This is a genomic window from Pseudomonas chlororaphis (assembly GCA_001023535.1).
In the GTDB taxonomy this organism is placed as follows: domain Bacteria; phylum Pseudomonadota; class Gammaproteobacteria; order Pseudomonadales; family Pseudomonadaceae; genus Aquipseudomonas; species Aquipseudomonas chlororaphis_E.
Genome location: CP011020.1, coordinates 2,363,251 through 2,384,514 on the forward strand (window position 1 = coordinate 2,363,251; position 21,264 = coordinate 2,384,514).

Here is a 21,264-nt window from a genome sequence, read left to right on the forward strand (position 1 = left end):
ATTCTGTCGAGGCGCTCCCGCGCTGAGCGTGGGAACGCCCTCTTGATAAACGTCAGGCAACAAAAAGCCCGCTCAATGAGCGGGCTTTTTTGTGGGTGACCTGGCGTTCAGTGCTCCAGGTGACCGAATATGGCGCAGCGGACGGGACTCGAACCCGCGACCCCCGGCGTGACAGGCCGGTATTCTAACCGACTGAACTACCGCTGCGCGTAACATTGAAAGTTGGTGGGTGATGACGGGATCGAACCGCCGACATTCTGCTTGTAAGGCAGACGCTCTCCCGGCTGAGCTAATCACCCTGCACTTTCGATGCGGGGCGCATTCTCTCACAGTTTTTTGTAACGTGCTGATTTAATTGCAAAATTCAGCAAAAAAACTGAAGAACACGCACCGCGCAAACCACAGACAGCAAAAAGCCCGCGTTAGCGGGCTTTTCGGGGTGACCTGGCGTTCAGTGTTCCAGGTAACCAAATATGGCGCAGCGGACGGGACTCGAACCCGCGACCCCCGGCGTGACAGGCCGGTATTCTAACCGACTGAACTACCGCTGCGCGTAACACTTGAAACGAATGGTGGGTGATGACGGGATCGAACCGCCGACATTCTGCTTGTAAGGCAGACGCTCTCCCGGCTGAGCTAATCACCCTTCGCTTTCGGTGTGGCGCGCATTCTACGGAGCACTCTTCAAGCTGGCAAGCACTTTTTAAATTAATTTTTTCAGGCCTTCCAAAGGCTTAGCGAAGGGTTGGCCTATGGCGCCGCGCAGAGAATAATGCCCCCCTTTGTATAAAGGAGAGACTCACCCCATGTGGTTCAAGAACCTGCTTATCTATCGCCTGACCCAAGATCTGCCTGTTGATGCCGAGGCGTTGGAAACTGCACTGGCCAGCAAACTGGCGCGTCCATGTGCAAGCCAGGAGTTGACCACGTACGGTTTCGTCGCGCCGTTTGGCAAAGGCGAAGACGCGCGGCTGGTGCATGTCAGCCAGGACTTCCTGCTGATTGCCGCTCGCAAGGAAGAACGCATTCTGCCGGGCAGCGTCGTACGCGATGCCCTGAAGGAAAAGGTCGAGGAAATCGAGGCCGAGCAAATGCGCAAGGTCTATAAGAAGGAGCGTGACCAACTCAAGGATGAAATCATCCAGGCGTTCCTGCCCCGTGCCTTCATTCGCCGCTCGTCCACCTTCGCCGCCATCGCGCCGAAGCAAGGGCTGATCTTGGTGAACTCCGCCAGCCCCAAGCGCGCCGAAGACCTGCTGTCGACCCTGCGTGAAGTCATCGGCACCCTGCCCGTGCGCCCGCTGACGGTCAAAATGGCCCCGACCGCCATCATGACCGACTGGGTCAAGACCCAGAAAGCCGCCGACGATTTCTTCGTGCTGGACGAATGCGAACTGCGTGACACCCACGAAGACGGCGGGATCGTGCGTTGCAAGCGCCAGGACCTGACCAGCGACGAGATCCAGTTGCACCTGAACACCGGCAAGGTGGTCACGCAACTGTCCCTGGCCTGGCAGGACAAACTGTCCTTCGTGCTCGACGACAAGATGGTGGTCAAGCGCCTGAAGTTCGAAGACCTGTTGCAGGACCAGGCCGAGCAGGATGGCGGCGACGAAGCCCTCGGCCAATTGGACGCCAGCTTCACGCTGATGATGTTGACCTTTGGCGAGTTCCTGCCGGCGTTGGTCGAGGCGCTGGGCGGGGAAGAGATTCCGCAGGGGATCTGACGGCTGATGACTTCTAGTGTGGGAGCGGGCTTGCTCGCGAAGGCGGTGTGTCAGACAGCAATTTCTCAGCTGACACACCGCCTTCGCGAGCAAGCCCGCTCCCACAATGGTTTCGTGTAATCCATAATAACAAGGATCTGGCCATGCGCGCATTGGCAGCATTGAGCCGCTTCGTCGGCAATACCTTCGCTTATTGGGTACTGATTTTCGCGGTGGTGGCGTTCCTGCTACCGGCCTGGTTCATCGACCTGAAAGGCGCCATCGTGCCGCTGCTGGGGCTGGTGATGTTCGGCATGGGCCTGACCCTCAAACTCGAAGACTTCGCCGAGGTCGCCCGTCATCCCTGGCGCGTGGCCCTGGGCGTGGTGGCGCATTTCGTGATCATGCCCGGCGTGGCGTGGTTGCTCTGCCAGGTGTTCCACCTGCCGCCGGAAATCGCCGTCGGCGTCATCCTGGTGGGGTGCTGCCCGAGCGGCACCTCGTCCAATGTCATGACCTGGCTGGCCCGTGGCGACCTGGCCCTGTCGGTCGCCATCGCCGCCGTCACCACCCTGCTCGCGCCGCTGCTGACGCCGGCACTGATCTGGCTGCTGGCTTCGGCCTGGCTGCCGGTGTCGTTCATGGAGCTGTTCTGGTCGATCCTGCAAGTGGTGTTGCTGCCGATCGTCCTGGGCGTGGTCGCACAACGCCTGCTGGGGGACAAGGTTCGCCACGCGGTGGAAGTGTTGCCCCTGGTGTCGGTGGTGAGCATCGTCATCATCGTCACTGCGGTCGTTGCCGCCAGCCAGGCGAAAATAGCCGAATCGGGCCTGCTGATCATGGCGGTGGTGATGCTGCACAACAGCTTCGGCTTCCTGCTGGGCTATTTCACCGGCCACCTGTTCAAGCTACCGCTGGCCCAGCGTAAATCCCTGGCGCTGGAAGTGGGCATGCAGAACTCCGGGTTGGGAGCAGCCCTGGCCAGCGCGCATTTTTCGCCGTTAGCGGCGGTGCCCAGTGCGTTGTTCAGCGTCTGGCACAACATCTCCGGGGCCTTGCTCTCCACTTATTTCCGGCGCATGAGCGAAAAGCAGGACCGCGAGGCGCTCGCCGCGAAGCAGGCGGTGGATTGAACGCAGGCTTGATCGAGTGCTCGAGAATGGGCACTCTACCCCTTGAGCGCGGGGACGACCCCGCCACTTGAATCGTCCGTCGATCAAGTCTCAATCCGGGGACGACCCCATCTTCGATGGAGGTTTGCGATGTCCTGGATCATTCTGTTTTTTGCCGGCCTGGCCGAAGTTGGCTGGGCGGTCGGCCTGAAGTACACCGACGGTTTCAGCCGCCCGCTCCCCACTGCACTGACGATTGCCGCCATGGTGATCAGCCTCGGCCTGCTCGGCCTGGCCATGAAGGAATTGCCCCTGGGCACGGCCTATGCGATCTGGACCGGGGTCGGCGCCGTGGGCACGGTCATCGCCGGGATCATTCTGTTTGGTGAGTCGATGGCGCTGGTTCGGTTGGCCAGCGTGGCGCTAATCGTGGCGGGGCTGATCGGGCTGAAGGTCAGCGCATAATCGTTGAGGGAGCGAGCTTGCTCGCGAACGCGGTGTATCAGTTAACCATTATGTCGACTGATACATCGCTATCGCGAGCAAGCTCGCTCCCACAGGAGCTCTGTGCTACCTGACACTCCCGCGCAACTCGCCTACCAACGCCTGCAACTTGGCCGGCTCCGCCAGCTCCACCGCCACTGCCGGCCCTGCCACCAGGGTCACACGCGACCACAACCGGCGAAACAGCCCCTTGGCCGGGTCACGACTGAAGAAGCTGCCCCACAGGCCCTGCAATGCCAGCGGAATCACCGGCACCGGGGTTTCCTGGAGAATGCGGGTCAGGCCGCTCTTGAACTCATTGATCTCACCATCGGCGGTCAGTTTGCCTTCCGGGAAGATGCACACCAATTCGCCCTCCGCGAGGTACTGGGCGATGCGCTTGAAGGCCTTTTCGTAGATGTGGATGTCTTCCTGGCGCCCGGCAATCGGAATCGTCCCGGCCGTGCGGAAGATGAAGTTCAGCACCGGCAGGTTGTAGATCTTGTAGTACATCACGAAGCGAATCGGCCGACGCACCGCGCCGCCAATCAGCAAGGCATCGACGAACGACACGTGGTTGCAGACCAGCAACGCCGCGCCTTCATCGGGAATCGCGTCCAGGTTGCGATGCTCCACGCGGTACATCGAATGGCTCAGCAGCCAGATCATGAAGCGCATGCTGAACTCGGGCACGATTTTGAAGATGTAGGCGTTTACGCCGACGTTGAGCAGCGACACCACCAGGAACAGCTGCGGGATCGACAGCTTGGCGACGCTCAGCAACACGATGGACACGATGGCCGACACCACCATGAACAAGGCATTGAGAATGTTGTTGGCGGCGATCACCCGGGCCCGCTCGTTTTCGGCGGTGCGGGACTGGATCAGCGCGTACAACGGCACGATGTAGAAGCCACCGAAGACACCGAGGCCGAGGATGTCGATCAGCACCAGCCAGGCATGACCGAAGCCGAGCACCTCGAGCCAGCCATGCCCCTGGACGCTGTCGGGAATCCCGCCGGAGTGCCACCACAGCAACAGCCCGAACACCGTCAACCCGAACGAACCGAACGGCACCAGGCCGATCTCGACCTTGCGCCCGGAGAGCCGCTCACAGAGCATCGACCCCAGCGCGATCCCCACCGAGAACACCGTCAGGATCAGGGTGACCACGGTTTCATCACCGTGCATCCACTCTTTGGCGTAGGCCGGGATTTGCGTCAGGTAGATCGCCCCGACGAACCAAAACCACGAGTTGCCGACAATCGAACGGGACACCGCCGGGGTTTGCCCCAGGCCCAGTTTCAGGGTGGCCCAGGATTGGCTGAAGATGTTCCAGTTCAGGCGCATCTGCGGCGAGGCCGCCGCCGCGCGCGGGATGCTGCGGCTGGCCAGGTAGCCGAGCACGGCGATGCCGACGATGGCGCTCGACACCACCGGCGCGTAATGCGCCGAGGACATCATGATCCCCGCGCCGATGGTGCCGGCGAGGATCGCCAGGAAGGTGCCCATTTCCACCAGGCCATTGCCGCCGACCAGCTCATCCTCACGCAAGGCTTGCGGCAGGATCGAATATTTCACCGGGCCGAACAGCGCCGAATGGGTGCCCATGGCGAACAGCGCCACCAGCATCAGCGACAGGTGATCGAACAGAAAACCCACCGCGCCGACCGCCATGATGACGATCTCGCCCAGCTTGATCAGGCGGATCAACGCATCCTTGGCGAATTTTTCCCCAAACTGCCCAGCCAGAGCCGAGAACAGGAAGAACGGCAGGATGAACAGCAACGCACACAGGTTGACCCAAATCGAACGGTCGCCCTCGATGGTCAGCCGATAAAGGATCGCGAGAATCAGCGACTGCTTGAACACGTTGTCGTTGAACGCACCCAGGGACTGGGTGATGAAGAACGGCAGGAAACGCCGCGTGCGTAGCAAGGTGAACTGCGAGGGGTGACTCATCTTCCGTGTTCCTGAGTGGCCTGGACGCTTATTGGAATAACGTTTTTCGATCCAGGCCACACATTACCCCACGCCATGCATGGCTTGGAGAGGCGCGGCGATTATTTTGCCAATCCGGCAATGCACGGTGACACAAACAGCTCGCCGTGCCAGGCCCCCATCACCGTGCGCCGGCCGACAATCAGCCACATCAGCGCCAGCAACACCACCAGCACGCTGCCGAACACGTCGAAGAAACCCAACCCCAACAGGTCCGCCAGTTTCAGGGTGGTCAGCGCATACACCCCCAAGGGAAAGGTAAAGCCCCACCAACCGAGATTGAACGGGATGCCCTCACGCAGGTATCGCGCGGTGATCAGCAGGGCCATCAACATCCACCAGAACCCCAGCCCCCACAGGGTGATGCCCGCCACCAAACCGAGTCCGGCGGCGATTTCACCCACGCCTGGCAGGCCATTGGCAGCGAAGATCAACGGAGCCTCGCCACCCAGCAGCAACATGCCCAGGGCACCGGTGCCGATTGGGCCAAGGGCCAGCCAGCTCGACGCCGCCATGTTTTCGTGAGGCAGTTTGTGCAAGGCCATGCGCAGTAGCAGGATCGTCAGGATGCTGAACGCCACCGGCAGGGAAAAGGCCCAGAGCACGTAGCTGGTGATCAACATGATCAGTTGCGCGTGGGCGTCGGCCAAGTGCGGCGCCAACAGCCCGCCGCTGGCGGCGGCGACTTCAGCGGCCACCACCGGCAGCAGCCATACCGCGGTCATCTGGTCGATCCGGTGTTCCTGGCGAGTGAACATCAGGAAGGGAATCAGCACACCGCAGGCCAGGGACATGGCTACGTCAACCCACCACAGCGCTTGCGCCAACGGCACCACGGCGTCACCCCAGCGTGGCAGCCCGAACACCAGCAAGCCGTTGATGAGGGTCGCCAGCCCCATGGGAATGGTACCGAAGAACATCGAGACCGTTGAGTGGCCGAAAATCCTTCGCGCTTCATCGAAGAACAACCACCAACGGGCCGCATACAGCCCGGCGAACAGGATGAACAGCAGCGTATTGAACACCCACAACCCTTCACCCACCACACGCAAGGCCGGCACGCTCCCCGGCCATTGCGCCAAGGCCAGCGCCAGCACGCCGGTGCCCATGGTGACGGCGAACCAGTTGGGGGTGAATTGGCGAATGGCTTCCAGTGGCCTGGGCAAATGGCTCAGGGGACGCAAGCGGGTCTTGGCGGCACAGCATGGCATGGCAGAACTCCTGTCCTCGGTTGAGGTGAGGCCATGCTATAGCCGACTCGAATATCTATATAACGGGTAATTTCTCTATCTGTTATCGATTTTGCAAATACCTTCATGCCTCCGGTCCACCTTGCCCTACGACTCAAGTGACCCAGACAAACCATTTGTTTGAGAACACCGGATCCCCTCTGTGATAAAGCGACTTGGCGCTGAAAACGTAGGGGCCTTTGTCAGCGGTTATCGAGAAACGCCAAGTACCGGAGGCTCGATCGGCTGTTGCCTGGCCGAGACTAGTCATACCCGCGCCCTCGCCGTCATAGATCTCAACTGTATGTCCCTTGCTCGCCTGACCCGATAACGTCAATGCAGCCCTGCTGCTGTCGCCGCCAGGTGGAATATCGTTGCCCAAGTCGTCCTGAACACTGTCTATGGTCGGTGTAACCAGCTCCACGATCGTAAGCAGGCGCACGTTCGTGAATACAGGGTCACCGCTGTGATAGAGCGATTTAGCGTAGATACTATGGGAGCCTTTCCCCATCGTGAGGTTGCCAATCCAATAACCGGTTTCAGGATGAGCTCTCGCGAAGCCCCTGGAAACCGGAAGTCCGATACCAGTAATGCTCAAGAGCTCGATTGTCTGGTCCCTGCTTGCCGAACCATATAAGTACAGATAGGTACTGGTGGTGTAACCGCGGTGCTCCACTGTTTGATGATCTCTGTCTTGAATATCTCTGAGGGTCGGATCGATAAGTGGCACGACCGTCAGGTTGCGTACGTTCGAATAGACCGTGCCGCTGTGATAGCGCGACTTGGCGTAGAGCCGACAGGCTCCCAACCCGACGGTGATATCGCGGCTCCAGAGACCGGTCGCCTGGTCGGCTGTCGCCTCTCCTTTGGAGACCGCATCGCCTCCATACCCTTCGAAGACCTCGACTTTTTGGCCTCTGCTGGCCTGGCCCGACAGCTTCAGCGTGGTACTGACGGTAAGTCCATCCTCTGGAACCTCTTGGTTTTTGGCGTTCTTTACGCTGCCGAGGGTCGGATTGACCAGTTCCACGACCGTAAACTTGCGTACGTTCGAATACACCGTGCCGCTGTGATAAAGCGATTTGACGTAGAGGCGACGAGCGCCCGTCACGACGGTTATATCGAGGTTCCAGGCACCGCTTGCCGCATCGGCTGTCACTTGGCCCATGGAAACCGCACCGGCGCCACTGCCGTCGAAGATCTCGACTTTCTGGCCCTTGCTCGCCAGCCCCGACAGTTTCAACGTGGTGCTGACCGTGACACCCCCTTCCTGAATGTCTTGACGGTTGGCGTCTTTAACGACGTCGAGGGTCGGAGTCACCAGTGCCAGTTTGACCGTATAGGTACGCAGCGGAAACGTCGTCGCGTCGGCTTCATTCAGGCTTTTGCCGAAGGCCGCCTTGAATTCCACGTCAAGCCGTTTGTTATAACCCAGCGCCTGCCAGTAGTCATACGGCACGCTGGATCGCAGGAAGCCGTTGTCGTATTCGGCCGGCGTAACCCGTGATGGCGCCTGCCAGATGATCCGATCATGCGCCGAGCCATCGGCCTTGAATCCTTTCAGACGCAGCCACACGTACTGGTCCTGCGCAATGTGTGGCCAGGCATCGACGCGAACATAGGCACCACCGGTCAAGTCGTCGATATCCAGTTCGGCACCATTGCCGTTCTGCGCGGCCTCGAGGATACGCGGTCGGCTCGGCTCCAGCGCATCGGCAGGCATCGCTTGCACACCCAGCGTCAGTGCGTCGAACGGCGGCAGCGGTTCGCCACCGCGCGTGATTGCGAAGGTGACCGTCACCGACTTGCCCAGGTTAAAAGCGATCACCGTCACGGGAATAGGGATCTCGCGGCTGCCGGGCAGGGCTTGCATCGCCGTGGTGTAGGACCCCTCCCCGGCGACCCCGGCCCAGGTCACGCTGACCTGATCGCCGGGTTGCACACCGTAGTTCGGAATCACCACGGTCAGGGCATCCTTGGCCGCTACCGGATTGAGTTGCTGGTTGGGCGCCATGCCGGTGGCCTGCTTGACGCTGGGGGCGGACAGGTTCCGAATGGTATAGGTGCGCGGCGGAAACGCAGTGGCCTGGTTTTCATCGATACTTTGGTTGAAGGAAGCCTTGAACTCCAACTTCAACGTGGTGCCGCCGCGCACCCCCTGCAAATCACTGTAAGGAATCGATGTTTCACCGTATCCGTCGGTATACCATCCCATGCTCACCCAGTTGCTTGGCCCTCTCCATAGATCTTTTACGTAATCTGAACCATCGATCTTCGTGCCTTCTACACGCAGCCACGTGCGTTGGTTATGGGCCACATGCGGCCAGCTATCAACACGCACCGTGACATTGCCCGATACGCTGCCGATGTCCAGTTCGGCACCATTACCCTCCTCCGCGGCCTGGAGAATACGCGGCTTGCTCGGTTCCAGCGCCTCGACGGGCATCGTCTGCACAGCCAACGTCATGGCCGCAGACGGCGGCCGCACTTCGCCATGGCGAGTGAGCGTGTAGGTGACCGTCACCGACTGACCCAGGTTATAGGCGATCACCGGCACCGGGATATCGATCTCACGGCTGTCGGGCAGGGCTTGCATCGCAGTGGTATGGGACCCCTCCTCGACAGCACCGGCCCAGGTCACGCTGACCTGATCGCCGGCTTCGATGCCGTAATCCGGAATGACCACGGTGAGCGCATCCTTGGCCTCCACCGGATTGAGCTGTTGGCTGGGCGCGCTGCCGGTCGCCTGCTTGACGTCAGGGGCGGGCAGGTCAATGGTCGCGCGGACGGTATAGGTGCGCAGGGGAAAGGTGACAGCGTGGCGTTCGTCCGTGCTCTGGTTGAAGGAGGCTTTGAGCTCAATCTTCAGTGTACTGCTGTCGCGTAGCCTAGGCAGTTCATCGTAAGGGATGATTTTTTCACCGTATCCTCGGTCATACCATTCCTTACTCACCCAACTGCCTGATCCGCTCCATACCTTTTGATAGGTGGAGCCATCGCTTTTCGTGCCCTCCACGCGTATCCATGTGCGTTGGTTGTGGGCAATATGCGGCCAGCTATCGATACGTATCGTGAGATCATCCGACACGCTGCGCATGTCCAGTTCGTCGCCATGACCTTCCTCCGCGGCCTGGAGGATGCGCGGCTTGCTCGGTTCCAGCGCGCTCTGCGGCAAGGTGCCGATGCTCAGCGCAAGGGCGTCAGAAGCCGGTAGCGATGTGCCGCCGGCCGGGGTCACGGTGTAGCTCACCGTCACCGACTGGCCCAGGCTGAAGGCAATCAACGATACCGGCAACGGGATCTCTTTCTCCTCCACCGGTCCCACCTCAACCACTGGCGTGGTGTGCGAGCCCTCCTCCGGGCTGCCCGCCGCCCCGGTCCAGATGACGCTGACCCCGTCAGTGCTGCGCATGCCCTCATAGTGCGGCACCAGCGCCGTCAGCGTGGTCAATGCCAGCAGCGGATCGAGCTGCTCGCCGGCGGCCTCCTCAACGGTGAGGGGAGGCAACTCGTTGACGCCTCCTTTCATTTCCAGTGGTTCTTTGAAGCGAATGCAGTCCAAGTACAACGTAAAGTAGCCAGTGGTACCCTGCGTCGTCGTGACACTCCAGGTGAGGCCGCCCGCGACCAGGGGGCGAGCACCGGCTGGCGCGAGTTGCAGCAGTAGTGCGGGATCGACGGTGAGCGCCAGCTCCTCACCGATCAGCACGCTGTCGGCGCGGGGCATGAGAGTCAGTTGGTAGGACTGGCCGGGGAGAATCCACCACTGCTCTTCGGGTGAAATCGCCACGTCATCGACGCTGAGCTCGAACTGCGCCCACAGGCGGGTCGGGATGGTTTTGATGACAAAGTCCTGGGTGTCGGCTTCAGGCTTGTAGGGGCTGTCGACGACGGCGGTGATCGTGCCATCGGCGGTTGGCTGGTAGCGCAATACCGTCCAACCATCCTCGCCAGTGAGCTGGGTTTCCAGCCAGTCATCTTCGTTACGCCATTCAACGACAATGCCGGGTTCCGGCCTGCCGGAGAGCGCGTAATGAACCTTGACCTGAAGATCGATGGTTTGCGCTTGCTCGACGCTGGGCCAGTGGTCGGGCTGGCGGTGCTCGACGATGTCGAGCTTGTAAGACCCGACCATGCAGGCCAACCCCTCATGGGGGTCGGCATGGTAGACACTCTCGAAGCGCAGGGTGGCCGTCCTGCCGTTGACCTCGACGTTATCCACGTCGGCGTCGTGGCGAATCTCCCAGGCCTTGGCGATGTGCTGGGCGTCGTCATCCGCATCAGGCTCGGTCGGCGCCACGTGCAACCCAGCCCGATCGGCCTCGTTCGGATCGGTAAAGGAAACGTAGGCGCTCGTGCCGACATGAACGCCGCCACCGGCCCATCCGCAGTCTTCGGCCACCGGCAGGATGAGACGGTGCACCCCGCCGCCCCGACAGATCGGCATATAGGCGCGCCCCTCCTTTTCCACCCAATAGCGGGCATTGATCCCGGACAGTTCGGGCATCGGTTCAGGAATGCTCAGCGCCAGCGGCTTGAGGTGCACGAACACCGTCACACCGGCGGCCAAATCGGGAGAGACCCCCGTCCCCAGGGCCGTTCCGGAAAAATGCAAATCGCCCGGGTCGACCGGCCAACCCGGTTCTTGGGTGATGGGTTGGTCAAGCTCGGGATCGGTCGTTGCATCGGCGGTCGCGGCAGATGGATCGAACAGTCCGGACTCAAAGGCCAGGGTCGCCTTGGGCTGAGTGTTTTCGTCGTTCAACTCGATGCTGTCATCGCAGACCAGCCAATCACGGGGATCCTCCTTCGCGGTGCTCGTTTGCAACTCCCGTGTCCAGAAATGCGCCCCGTCATTGAAATACGCCACCACCCGAGGGTTCTCGCTCGCTTGCTGCGTCGGCTGGTACAGGAACCGGAGCTGGTAGCCGGGCGGCGCCGTCAGGCGCAAATCGATGGGCAAAGCGAACTCGATGGCCGCTTGTGCTTGGCCATAAAGGTGGACAAACCGACGCTGGATGTCGTTGCTCGACACGAATATGAGATCGGCACCACTGAAGCCTTCTCCAATGCGTCGCTTCCATTCGGAAGGCCAGGTGCTGCTGGGCAGATCGCCCGCCGTGCCCAACAGGTTGCGCTTGATCCGTTTTTCCAGGCTCATGTCCCACACTCCCAGACAGGTTGTGTTTACGTCAGGCCGGGCGACTGCGTGCCCGTTGTCAACGCGGTTGCATGCGCTCCCGTGCTACTGGCGCAACCCCGTCTCGTTCAAAAGCGTTTCGATTTGCGCGGCAAAGTCGCGGCCGCCATCGAGGGCGGTGTATTCCACCTCAATGATGATGTCGGTCAGCGATGCCAGGAGCTGCTCTTGCTGGCCTGGCAGCGTCCTTGGGATAGCGAGCTGCCAGGACGAAATTGCACCGGTTCGCTCAAAGGACGCGTAGCGGTCTTCGTCGAAAGCGAAACGCGAGCCGGTGCCGTCATCGTCCAGGGCATCGGACACGGTGATTTGCGGCTGAGCGCGCAGGTTGTAGCGCACATGGGTGGTATCGGCATCAGGGTGTTGCGGATCGTAGAGATGCCGGGCACCACCCGGATCGGGTTTGGTCAGCAATTTGCTGGAGATTTGCGTCAGCGTCATGCTGACCATTTCGTAAGGGCCCAGCAGCGCCGGCAATGTGATCGATACCCGACGGATCTGGCGCAAGTAATGGCCGGGATAGTCGCTGTCGTAAAACCGGCTGTCGAGGTTGAAATCCAGCTTGCCGGTGCTCTGCAGCGTCTGGAGCTTATCGGCCCAGGGTTCTGGCGCGAAATAGTCACGCAGCGAAAGCATTTTGCGGATCGTCAGCCGCCGCTCATAACGATGGACAAAGGCCGACTCCATGCGCAGCAGGCCAAGCGTCAGCGTCTCGCCGGCCGTGAAGCCATGATGGCTGTCGACCCATGCGCCAGGCAGGATGAAATGGCTTTCATAATCGCCGATTTCGTACTGCCAGCAGGACTGCACCGACAGACACAAGGCCGTGACCGCGTCGTAGGTCTGAAAATAAAGCGTGGCCATCTTGCTTTGCATCCAGCGATAGAGCGATGCCCTGGACGTGCGGGTCTGGGTGAGAAACGTGTACATCTCCCGGGCCTGTTCAATGGCACGCACCTGCTGGTTGACCGAGACCACCGAGGCCTGGATCTGGATCTTCTGGGCTTGCAGCTGCTTGTCCAGTGCGGTCAGCTCGGCGATCACTGCCTTGTGTTGGAAGTTCCATTCGTCACGCATGCGCTGTTGCGAACCGTAGCGGTCGTGCAGCGTGCTCCAGATCGACTCTGCTTGACCGTACGTGCTCAGCATTGTCGCAGGCGCCTGGAACACACTGCTGAATTTCATCCCCCCGGTAGCCATCCCGATAATGTTGGGAGCGGCATCCGCTCCCTGCCCCACAGCGCTGACGAATCCCGCGAGTACCGTGTTTGTTTTTGCCTGTTGCAGACTCTTGGCCGCCTTGATTTCTTCCCTGTTGAGATCCCCGGAGATCAGCCCCTTGAAGTACTTTTCCCGCACGTCGATCGCATCTCGAGAGGCCTCGAGGGCCTCGAGCGTGACACCTGCATGCTTCAACAGCTCGGCTTGCAGTTCGCGGCTGAAGTCCCCCATCTCGATCAGGTGTTCCTGTTGCAGGGTTTCCTGGTCGCAGCGATCGGCCTGCTCCATGTATTGGCGCAGTTGATCGCCAAACCGGCACAGGGTCTGTACCGCCTGTTGCGCACGGGGCAGGATGGCCATGAAGCGGTAAGGCGGGACGATAGGCGGCGTCAGGATATCCCGTAGATTGAACCCCCCACCCCCTGCCTGGGCCCGCATCAGGTCTTTTGGATTGATGGGCATGTCGTAAAGCGGCAGGTCGATGGGCTTGCCGTCGAGGGTCAGGTAATGCCGCAGGTTGTGCAGCCGGGCTTGCAGCGTATCCCAGACGTCCAGCAGGTCGCGGTTGATTTCCGGCCGGAAGTCCGGATGGTCCAACAGCGGTGCCCACCCTGCATGGCCGGATGTCAGCGGTAGATTGACCAGCCTATCGGCCGACAGGAGTGGGACGAGCGCGTCGAAACACCCGAGGTTCCGTGCATCTTGCAGTTCATCAAGTGATTTGGGCGTCCAGTTGGAAGCACCGCGCACGTCGGGTGCCGGTCCCATCATGCGCGCAGCCCGCAGATAAAGCATTTTGGCTTCGGTCAGGCTGTCGCGGGTCAGTTGCCTGTAGAGCCAGTCGCCCCATTCGATCAGGGTTTCAACATAGTCGCGAAAGATCCGTTTGCGATAGTGAATCGGGTTGCTGTAGGCGATGGCATCCGGGTCGGCAGGCGATGCCACTTCGAAGCTTGGATCACCCTCCATCAACAGCGGGCGTGAGCGCCAATAGGCGGTGGTTTCGATGCGCCCCGGATTGATCCTGGTGGATGGATCGAACAGATGGTGCAGCCAGCCGAGCGCATCCTCGTAGCTCATCTCACGGCGTAGCCGTACCGCTATCAGGTGCGGAAGATGGAAGAAAATCTCCCAGAAATAGCGCCCGTTCGCCCCGTGGAAGTCGAGAAACTCCGGTTCATTGGACCCAGGACGCGGTGGTTCTTCAGTGTGCTGACTGTCCCAGGAAAGCAAATTGTCGATGGAGAGCGCGGCCCGCTCCACCAATTCGCGACCGAACGTGGTGTTCAGGCGGATGGCGTCGACGGTTTTATCCGCGCCGAACTCAAGACCGAAATCAAGAAACTGACCGGCCTGGCCTTGAGCGTTTTCGGGGCCCCAGGCGATCCTCGGCCCGTCGAGCGACGGGGCTTTCAACCTGACCTCGTACTCTTGGTAGCCCTGGCTCCAGGTATCGTTGGCATATTCCCCCAACCCGACGGCAACGATCTGGGAATGGCTCGCCAAGGGAAGCGTTTTCAAATACGCCGCCGCGCCATTGAATCGAAAGAGCGGCAGCTCACCGGCGGGCGCCTCGTCTTCTCCCACCCAGATCGGCATGGCCACAGGGTTTGCCCATTGGGTGCGCCGAGTGAATGTTCTATTGAGTTTCAAGTCGGAATGGCTGCCGCCCGTAACCCTCAGCCAGGTTCCAAAGGTGTAGTAGGCGTCATCCGACATATTCGCGATGTGCAGGAATGTATCGTTATAAACCCCCTCCCTGTCCACTGCCGGAAAAGATGTGCCAAATCCGGGAGGTCCCCCCACAAAATTCACGTGGTGCCCCACCGCCCCCTGCTCGTTCAATAACTCGATCCGCACGGATGAACCACGCCACGACGAAAAATCAAGTTTCACGCTGTAGTAGTCGCGGCCAGAAGACGACTCACGGAACACCATATCGATATCAAAAAACGAAGACTCTGTTTGGGGGTCATTGGATTGGACGCGTGCCACGGCGTGAGACAACCACTTCTCATGCAACTTATGCGCGCTATCCACAGTGACGAGCAGGCTTTTTCCGGCGATGTTCATTGCCCGAAGGCGCAGATAGTCGGTGAACAGGGACGGATGCGCACTGCCTTTGACTCGGATGGATTCGACTGGCCACGCCTTGTAGTCCCCCTCCTCACCCAACTGCGGCAAGCGTCGCTGGAGGTAAGAAGGGCCTTGATTCGGCGCCTCCTGCGAATACTGCGCGAGTAAGCGGTCAATGTGGCTGCGCTCTTTTGTCCCCAGATCGATGCGGTTCAACAGCTCGTCCCACGCGTAGTAACAGGTCGTGCGATCGCCATCGGCGGTCGACAGGATAATGCCGAGCACCATCTGTTTCGCTTCTTTGGCAAGCCCGCTGTCACTGGTGATCGCCAGAAGAGCGCTCTGGCCTTCATCGGCACGTGCACGTCGGTGGCGCTTGCCGGGTGGCGTGCCCTGGCGTTCGAGCATGACAGTGTCAACGGTCGAGGGCGGCGCCCAAGTGCCGCTCAACCCGCGATAGGAAAAACGAATATCGAACTGGTCCCAGTTCAATCCCTCGGTCTGGCCAATCTCATTGAAGGACGAGCGCCCCACCCAGAACACGTAAAGCCGGTTACCGAAAAAGCTCAGGCGCACACTCGTTGCATCGCCAATGCCGGCCTCGATGGGCTCCCATTCGCTCCAGGCACTGGGGGGCACGCGGGTTTGCGCCTCGCCAAGAACGACCGCGACCTTGCGCCAGTAGTATTTGCTATCGGCGCGCTTGCGCCCGAGAAAGTAATAGTCCGCCCGATAAACCGTTGAATCGGACACCACGAAAGGCCCATCGATGTAACCGTTGAGCACATCGATATCGGCGACGTCCTCGAACTTTTCCAGATAGCCGAGCACGGACGATTGCGCACGCTCGGTGTTGAGGCGCCCTTGTGCCAGATCCCCTTCCAGCTCTTCGTAAAACCGTGATTTGACGATGCGTAATTCAGGGTCGATGTAGTTTTCCGGATAGCTTTGCAGTTTCTCCGCGCCGGCCCAGATCGCATAACGGCTTTCCCACTGGCGCCAGGCCTCGACTTCCCGCGCATCGAAATCCTGCCCGAACCCCGGCTCGTCGCCGGAGTAGATGCCGTGGATATAGCGTTGCAGGCTGGCGATCTTCTCGCCCACGGCTGAAGTTTTCGGCGCCGTGCCGACATGGTGGTCGAACAGGTGATACGCATCCAGATCAGCGGCCGCCGCCAATACATTGGTATCACCATCCCGGGCCGCCACGGCGCCCAGGTAACATTCAAGGAGAGCGGTCTGGCGCTGCTTGCTCAAGTCTTCGAGTTTCGTCTTCAGATCTGTCATGGCCGCGCCCTCCTGGAACTCATTCCTGATCGGGACGATGGCTCATCCGCCTGGATTTTCGTGCGCAGGATCTGGCTGTAGCGGGTGCCTTGCAGCGTCGCGCCAATGGAGAACGCCGCAGAAGGGTCTGGCAGTTGCCTGCAATCGATCTGCCAGCTCAATCGTCCGTCCTCGGGAAGCGGACGCATCTGCAGGAAACTCGGCGTAGCCACCAGCCCCTGGCCGACCGGATTGACGCCACTCCAGGTCAGGGCGATCTCGCGCCCCGCCGTCATGCTGGCGTCGGACGTGTCCGCGAGGCTCAATGTGTAGCGCTTGCCGACAACGAACGTCAGCGAATCCAGCGGCTCGTCGCTCCCCGGCTGATCGACCGGCGTCAACGAGAAGTGCCAATCCGGTTCTGCCAAGACCTTCACCGTGAAGGTCACTGTCTGGCCCGCGGGGGCACTCAATGTTGCCAACAATGTGTGCTCTGCTGCCCGGTCGATCGGCACGGCAAAAACCGCCATGCCTTCGGAATCGGTCTGCATCTCTTTGCCATTTTCGTCACCGTCCACGGCCCAATGCACGGGGTATTCTCCCACCCCCTCAAAGCGCGTCGCGGCGCCTTCACCGACCTCGGCCTCCACCCGCACCCGCATGTGCACCACCTCGCCAGCCTGGGCAATCACCGACACACTGGCAGGTGACGCGGCGGCGAGCCTGGGCTCGGGAAGGATGATCATGTCTTGTTCGAAGACCTCTTCCCTGTCGTCGCCAGCCTGAGCAGGCAACAGGGTCGCACGGACCGTCATGACACCCTCCTTCACGACCGAGGAAGGCAACGGGAGCACGGCATACCCATCAGGATCGCAAACAACCGGTTCGTCGGGCTCATGGCTCGACCCATCGGCAAACCGCACGCTCCAGGCGACGTGTTCCAGCGGCTTGCCCACGCCGCTCAGCGACAGCACGCGGCAAGCAACAGCCGCATCCAGCCCCATCACATTCGGCCCCCTGAAACGCAGCCCATAAAGTTTCGTATCGATGAACGGCGCGTCAATGAACCGAAACGCGGAAAACCCTTCCAGCTCCAGCCCCTCGCCAAGGCTGGCGCGCACTTTCGTCACCCCTTCTTCATTGCTGAACAACTGGGCACGGGCAACCCCGTTTTCATCGGCAACCGTCGTATCCTTCCTGAACTGACCCGGCCCTTCGCTGATGCTCCAGCGCACCCGCCGATTGCGCCCCCAGTTCCCATAGCGGTCGCGCAAGATGACCGACAACTCGAAGGACTCGCGACGACCGGCCAATTTGGGCGCGACCTCTTCATCCGGTTTCGGCTGACGCAGGGCCAGCGTTTCCTCATCGCAGTCGATGGTCACCGTGGGCATGGCAATGCGCTGGTCGAGTCCGATGGTGGCAAAGACGGTGGTGATGCCCATCTCGCCGCCCGCGATCAGCATGACCTCGACCACACCGTCCGCATCCGTGTGGGAGACGTCCGCGTCCAGGGATCCGGGACCGGTCAGCGACCACCGCACGCGAATGTTGACCAACGGTTTACCGCTCAAATCCCGCACCAGCAGGCGATACAGCGCCTGCGCCTTTTGCGGGGCGGAACTGAGCGTATTGGCGACCAGGCGTGCCTGGTCGACCGACGCCTCGCTCGTGGTCGCCTGGCCGACCTCGGGAGCATTACCCGACCCGCCCCGTTGCAGCCGCCCGGCGTAGAGGCTGCCGAGCGCGTATTGCACGGCGTAGCGATAGTCTTCGGTATTCGCAGACACCGGCAATCCGCCCAACTCGTGCAGGGCCAGAATACTCAGCTCGCTTGAGCGGGCCATTTCCAGCATGCGGATAAAGCCATTGAACTGGCTCAGCTGGGTGATCACCCCCGTGGGCGTGATCACCCGAGCGGCCTCCAACACCTCGCGCGCGCTGACCCCGAGCATCTCCGCGACCTTGACGGCGGCGGCGTCCTGCATCAGGCGGGCATAGTCCTCGCTTTCAGCGATAAGATCAGGATCGAAGGCCAAGGGATCGTTGACCAGGGATAAATAGTCCATCAAGACCGATGGGGACGCCTGCATGCGCGAGGTGACATCGCGGTAAGTCTGCAGGTGATACAGGGTGCCCAGGGCAATCGCACCGGTGGCATCCAGGCCCGGCGCGAAACCAAAGGGGTCGGGGGCTTGCGGCCAGGCGTGCAACTGCCGCCTGCTGGCGGCATGACGGCTGAGCATCTCGCCATCGAGCTCGAACTGACGCACCACATCGGCCAGGCGTTGCAGGCTCCCCAGTTTCTGCAGCATGACGTCGACGTTGCTCCAGTCTTCGAAGTCATCGTCCTGGAGGAACGCGTGCCGAGTCGGCATGGCGACACGAAAACGCCGTGCGACCGGATCGGACGGGCTCAACAGCCGCAAGACCCTCGTGCGCAACGACCCGGCGGGGGTCACCACCCCTTCGGTTTCCCACACCCAGCGCAAGATGTCGTAGACGCTCTGATCCGCCCACTCGATCAGCGGCAGGACCAGATCGGCGGAAATCGCCAGGTAGCTGGCCAGGTGCTCTTCGACCAGCGCCCGCTGCGAGGCCCGCATCCGCAGAATGACCGCGGTCACGGACTCCACCACCGTAGCTTTGAGCGTCTGCGCCTCACCCAGGTCGTCTCGGTGAATCGAATCCTGCTGGGCGATCCGCTCCACCACATCGGCGACGATGTTGCGCACGCTCATTGCGTAATCCGTGTCCGAACCCGAGACCCCATCCAGCACGATGCCCTGGGCATCGATGACGTCCGTCAGCGCCGCAATCCAGTCTATGCCGACGGCCGTTGCCCGCGCACTCAAGGTGGTTGGCACCCCTGCCTGCTCCAGCGCTTCATGGGTGATCCGCAGGCTGTCGAGCATCGTATGCAGGCTGGCGACCAGTTGCCGTTCGCTGTCACTGGCCACGGGCACCGTGGTGTTCGAACGCATCGCCCGCACGAACCACGCCAGATCGATGCTTTTTTCCCGGCACCAGCGCACACAATCGACGACGGCCATCAACGCCGCTGAAAAATCCGTTGAACCCAACGTCGGCAACGCTTCCACCGACGGTACGCCAGCAATCTGCTTCAAGATTGGGCCCGACTGGCCAAGGGTCTGCACCAGCCCGATCAGGACGGTCGGGGGCACTTCCAGGTAGCGAGCGATGCTGGCAATGCGATAGAACGAAGACAGAATCTCAAGGTTGCGCTTGAGCTCCGGCGGGTCATAGCTATTGGCGATCACCCGTGCCATGTAGGTGAACTCGGATGTATCCAGGCCAAGGCTTGCACAAATCGCCTGGACCGTTTCACGCCCGTGCTCATCGATGTTGTCCTCGATCCTCGCGCTGAACGGCGAATTGTCCAGGACCAGGGGGGCGCCCAGCAGCCCATGGTTGACGAAAATACGGTCGTATTGAGCAGCCACCTCGCCAGCGCCAAAGACCGACACCTTGTCGAGCCAGGCGGCGAAATCCTCTGCGCTCACGCCATAACGCTGGCGCATTTCACAGAAAACCCCAAGGGCCTTGAGCGTGTTGCGGGTGATGTGCGGCGCGCCGTCGCCCTTCTCGGCGCGATGGGCGGCGACAATCAGTTGATCCATCTCTCGAAAAGACGTCCCAAGCCAGCGGCTGAGCCGGATCAGCCGGTGGATCCGGTCAGCCCGTTCGTCCGTGAAATTGGCCAACCGAACAGGCGGGTCGAGCGGCACCGGTTCCGTATCCCTTGTTTCCTGGAAAGCCGGCGTGTCCTGGGCTGCCACCAGGTCGATGGCAGGGTGCTGCGCGCCATTGATGTACACCGCGCCAAACGCCTGCGGGCCGGGCTCCTGCGTCGCAGGCACATGAGCGGACAGGATCGGTAGGTCTTGCTTCACGGCGAACAGGCTGGCGAGCGTGTCCTGTGTTATCCCGGTGCGCGTACAGAACTCCGCGCTGTGCTCCAGGGCCACCCTGGAATAGACCCGATAGGTCGTCCAGTAGAAGTTCGCCATCTCTTCTTCGTTGCCGGGCCGAGCACCGTTGAACAGTGCTTCCAGGAGCAGTTCACGACGCGCCGGGCCGATCGGCAGGCTCAGCAGGAAGGTGTCGTCGCCGCGATCGGTCTGCATGCCTGAAACGGCGAAATAATGGAAATCCGGATCCGTCGCCCGCGCCAGTTCGCCAAAGGCCGCTACCGAGGCGTCAAACAACGACAGGATCACCTGAAGCTGCTCAACCCAATGTTCGTACGGCATGCTCAAGGGATAACGCGCCGTTGCCAGGACCCTGTCGGCATCGACCGTGTCGGTTTCCGCTCGCTGCGCGACATCGAGAAGGGCGGCCTCCAGAATCCGCGTCGAGAGCGATAACACCGAGCATTCCTGAGTCATCGCCGCGCTGTCGATCGGTTCGCTGGCAATGTCCGGTCGCCGGTCCTCCAGGCGAAAGCGGTTGCCCGCCTCTGCAGCGGCTTCCAGCAACAACGCCTTCCTGTAGAGGCTGAACAGATAAGCCACAGGAGAGGTTCTTGCTTCGATGGCATTCGGACGGGCCATGTTCGACCAGTCTTCGTCAAACTCCCGGTCATAACGCGGCCCATCCGTGAGCGAGGCAAAACCCCGGCGCACATCGTAGGTCAGTCGATCGGCGCCGCTGAGTTCCCGCTCGCGATACTGGCGTGTCATCCAGATGGCGGCGCTCATCGCACGCTCGTGCAGTTCCCGGGCCGGGCCGATGCGCAAACCCTGGGCCACCCATCGTTCGGGGCGCTCGCGCGCAAGCTCAAGGATGGAACCTGCCTGGGCCACGATGGCGTCGACCGCAGCGCTCGCACCGGGATTCAATTGCGACCGCAGGGTGGCCGCCCACGGAGCCGGCGATGCTGAAGACGAGGGAAGATCGGCTGGCATTGCAAGTTCTCCAAAGAAAGACGCCTGGCCCCCACAACCTTG

Annotated in this window: 8 protein-coding genes and 4 tRNA genes; 3 read left to right on the top strand and 9 right to left on the bottom strand. The window is 61.1% G+C overall.

Features of this window, described 5'->3' with window-relative positions; all coding sequences use genetic code 11:
* Nucleotides 1-130: 130 nt before the first annotated feature.
* From VM99_10415 to VM99_10430, 4 genes are all read right to left on the bottom strand, one after another.
* A tRNA-Asp gene (locus tag VM99_10415) sits at nucleotides 131-207 on the bottom strand.
* A 16-nt stretch (nucleotides 208-223) separates the two neighbouring features.
* Nucleotides 224-299, bottom strand: a tRNA-Val gene (locus VM99_10420).
* A 175-nt stretch (nucleotides 300-474) separates the two neighbouring features.
* Nucleotides 475-551, bottom strand: a tRNA-Asp gene (locus VM99_10425).
* Nucleotides 552-570: 19 nt separating this feature from the next.
* Nucleotides 571-646, bottom strand: a tRNA-Val gene (locus VM99_10430).
* A gap of 160 nt (nucleotides 647-806) precedes the next feature.
* Between VM99_10430 and VM99_10435 the strand changes: the two genes are divergently transcribed.
* The 3 genes from VM99_10435 to VM99_10445 all read left to right on the top strand — a co-directional run bounded on the left by VM99_10435 (nucleotide 807) and on the right by VM99_10445 (nucleotide 3,283).
* Nucleotides 807-1,727, top strand: a complete 921-nt coding sequence (locus VM99_10435) for a recombinase RdgC (protein AKJ98452.1) — start codon at nucleotides 807-809, stop codon at nucleotides 1,725-1,727.
* Nucleotides 1,728-1,870: 143 nt separating this feature from the next.
* On the top strand, nucleotides 1,871-2,839 hold the full coding sequence (locus VM99_10440) for a sodium transporter (GenBank protein ID AKJ98453.1): 969 nt from the start codon (nucleotides 1,871-1,873) through the stop codon (nucleotides 2,837-2,839).
* Nucleotides 2,840-2,968: 129 nt separating this feature from the next.
* Nucleotides 2,969-3,283, top strand: coding sequence for a molecular chaperone (locus tag VM99_10445; protein AKJ98454.1), 315 nt, complete (start codon nucleotides 2,969-2,971; stop codon nucleotides 3,281-3,283).
* A 105-nt stretch (nucleotides 3,284-3,388) separates the two neighbouring features.
* Here VM99_10445 and VM99_10450 read toward each other — a convergent pair whose 3' ends face one another.
* From VM99_10450 to VM99_10470, 5 genes are all read right to left on the bottom strand, one after another.
* A complete protein-coding gene (locus tag VM99_10450; protein ID AKJ98455.1) occupies nucleotides 3,389-5,263 on the bottom strand; it encodes a glycerol acyltransferase in 1,875 nt (624 codons plus the stop codon).
* A gap of 101 nt (nucleotides 5,264-5,364) precedes the next feature.
* Nucleotides 5,365-6,513: a C4-dicarboxylate ABC transporter gene (locus tag VM99_10455; protein ID AKJ98456.1), complete on the bottom strand. Its 1,149-nt coding sequence runs from the start codon at nucleotides 6,511-6,513 to the stop codon at nucleotides 5,365-5,367.
* A 133-nt stretch (nucleotides 6,514-6,646) separates the two neighbouring features.
* Complete coding sequence (locus VM99_10460; protein AKJ98457.1) at nucleotides 6,647-11,692, bottom strand: hypothetical protein; 5,046 nt, start codon at nucleotides 11,690-11,692, stop codon at nucleotides 6,647-6,649.
* Between the two features lie 84 nt (nucleotides 11,693-11,776).
* The gene (locus tag VM99_10465; GenBank protein ID AKJ98458.1) at nucleotides 11,777-16,315 is read right to left on the bottom strand and encodes a hypothetical protein; all 4,539 of its coding nucleotides are present in this window, start codon (nucleotides 16,313-16,315) and stop codon (nucleotides 11,777-11,779) included.
* Entirely contained in the window at nucleotides 16,312-21,156 is a 4,845-nt protein-coding gene (locus VM99_10470; GenBank protein AKJ98459.1) for a hypothetical protein, read from the bottom strand. The genes VM99_10465 and VM99_10470 overlap by 4 nt, the downstream gene beginning before the upstream one ends.
* Nucleotides 21,157-21,264 lie beyond the last annotated feature (108 nt).

Excerpts from the sequence above, each read along its gene's own strand:
- VM99_10455 (AKJ98456.1), bottom strand. The coding sequence starts at position 6,513 with ATGCCATGCTGTGCCGCCAAGACCCGCTTGCGTCCCCTGAGCCATTTG.
- VM99_10435 (AKJ98452.1), top strand. The coding sequence starts at position 807 with ATGTGGTTCAAGAACCTGCTTATCTATCGCCTGACCCAAGATCTGCCT.
- VM99_10440 (AKJ98453.1), top strand. The coding sequence starts at position 1,871 with ATGCGCGCATTGGCAGCATTGAGCCGCTTCGTCGGCAATACCTTCGCT.
- VM99_10445 (AKJ98454.1), top strand. The coding sequence starts at position 2,969 with ATGTCCTGGATCATTCTGTTTTTTGCCGGCCTGGCCGAAGTTGGCTGG.
- VM99_10450 (AKJ98455.1), bottom strand. The coding sequence starts at position 5,263 with ATGAGTCACCCCTCGCAGTTCACCTTGCTACGCACGCGGCGTTTCCTG.
- VM99_10465 (AKJ98458.1), bottom strand. The coding sequence starts at position 16,315 with ATGACAGATCTGAAGACGAAACTCGAAGACTTGAGCAAGCAGCGCCAG.
- VM99_10460 (AKJ98457.1), bottom strand. The coding sequence starts at position 11,692 with ATGAGCCTGGAAAAACGGATCAAGCGCAACCTGTTGGGCACGGCGGGC.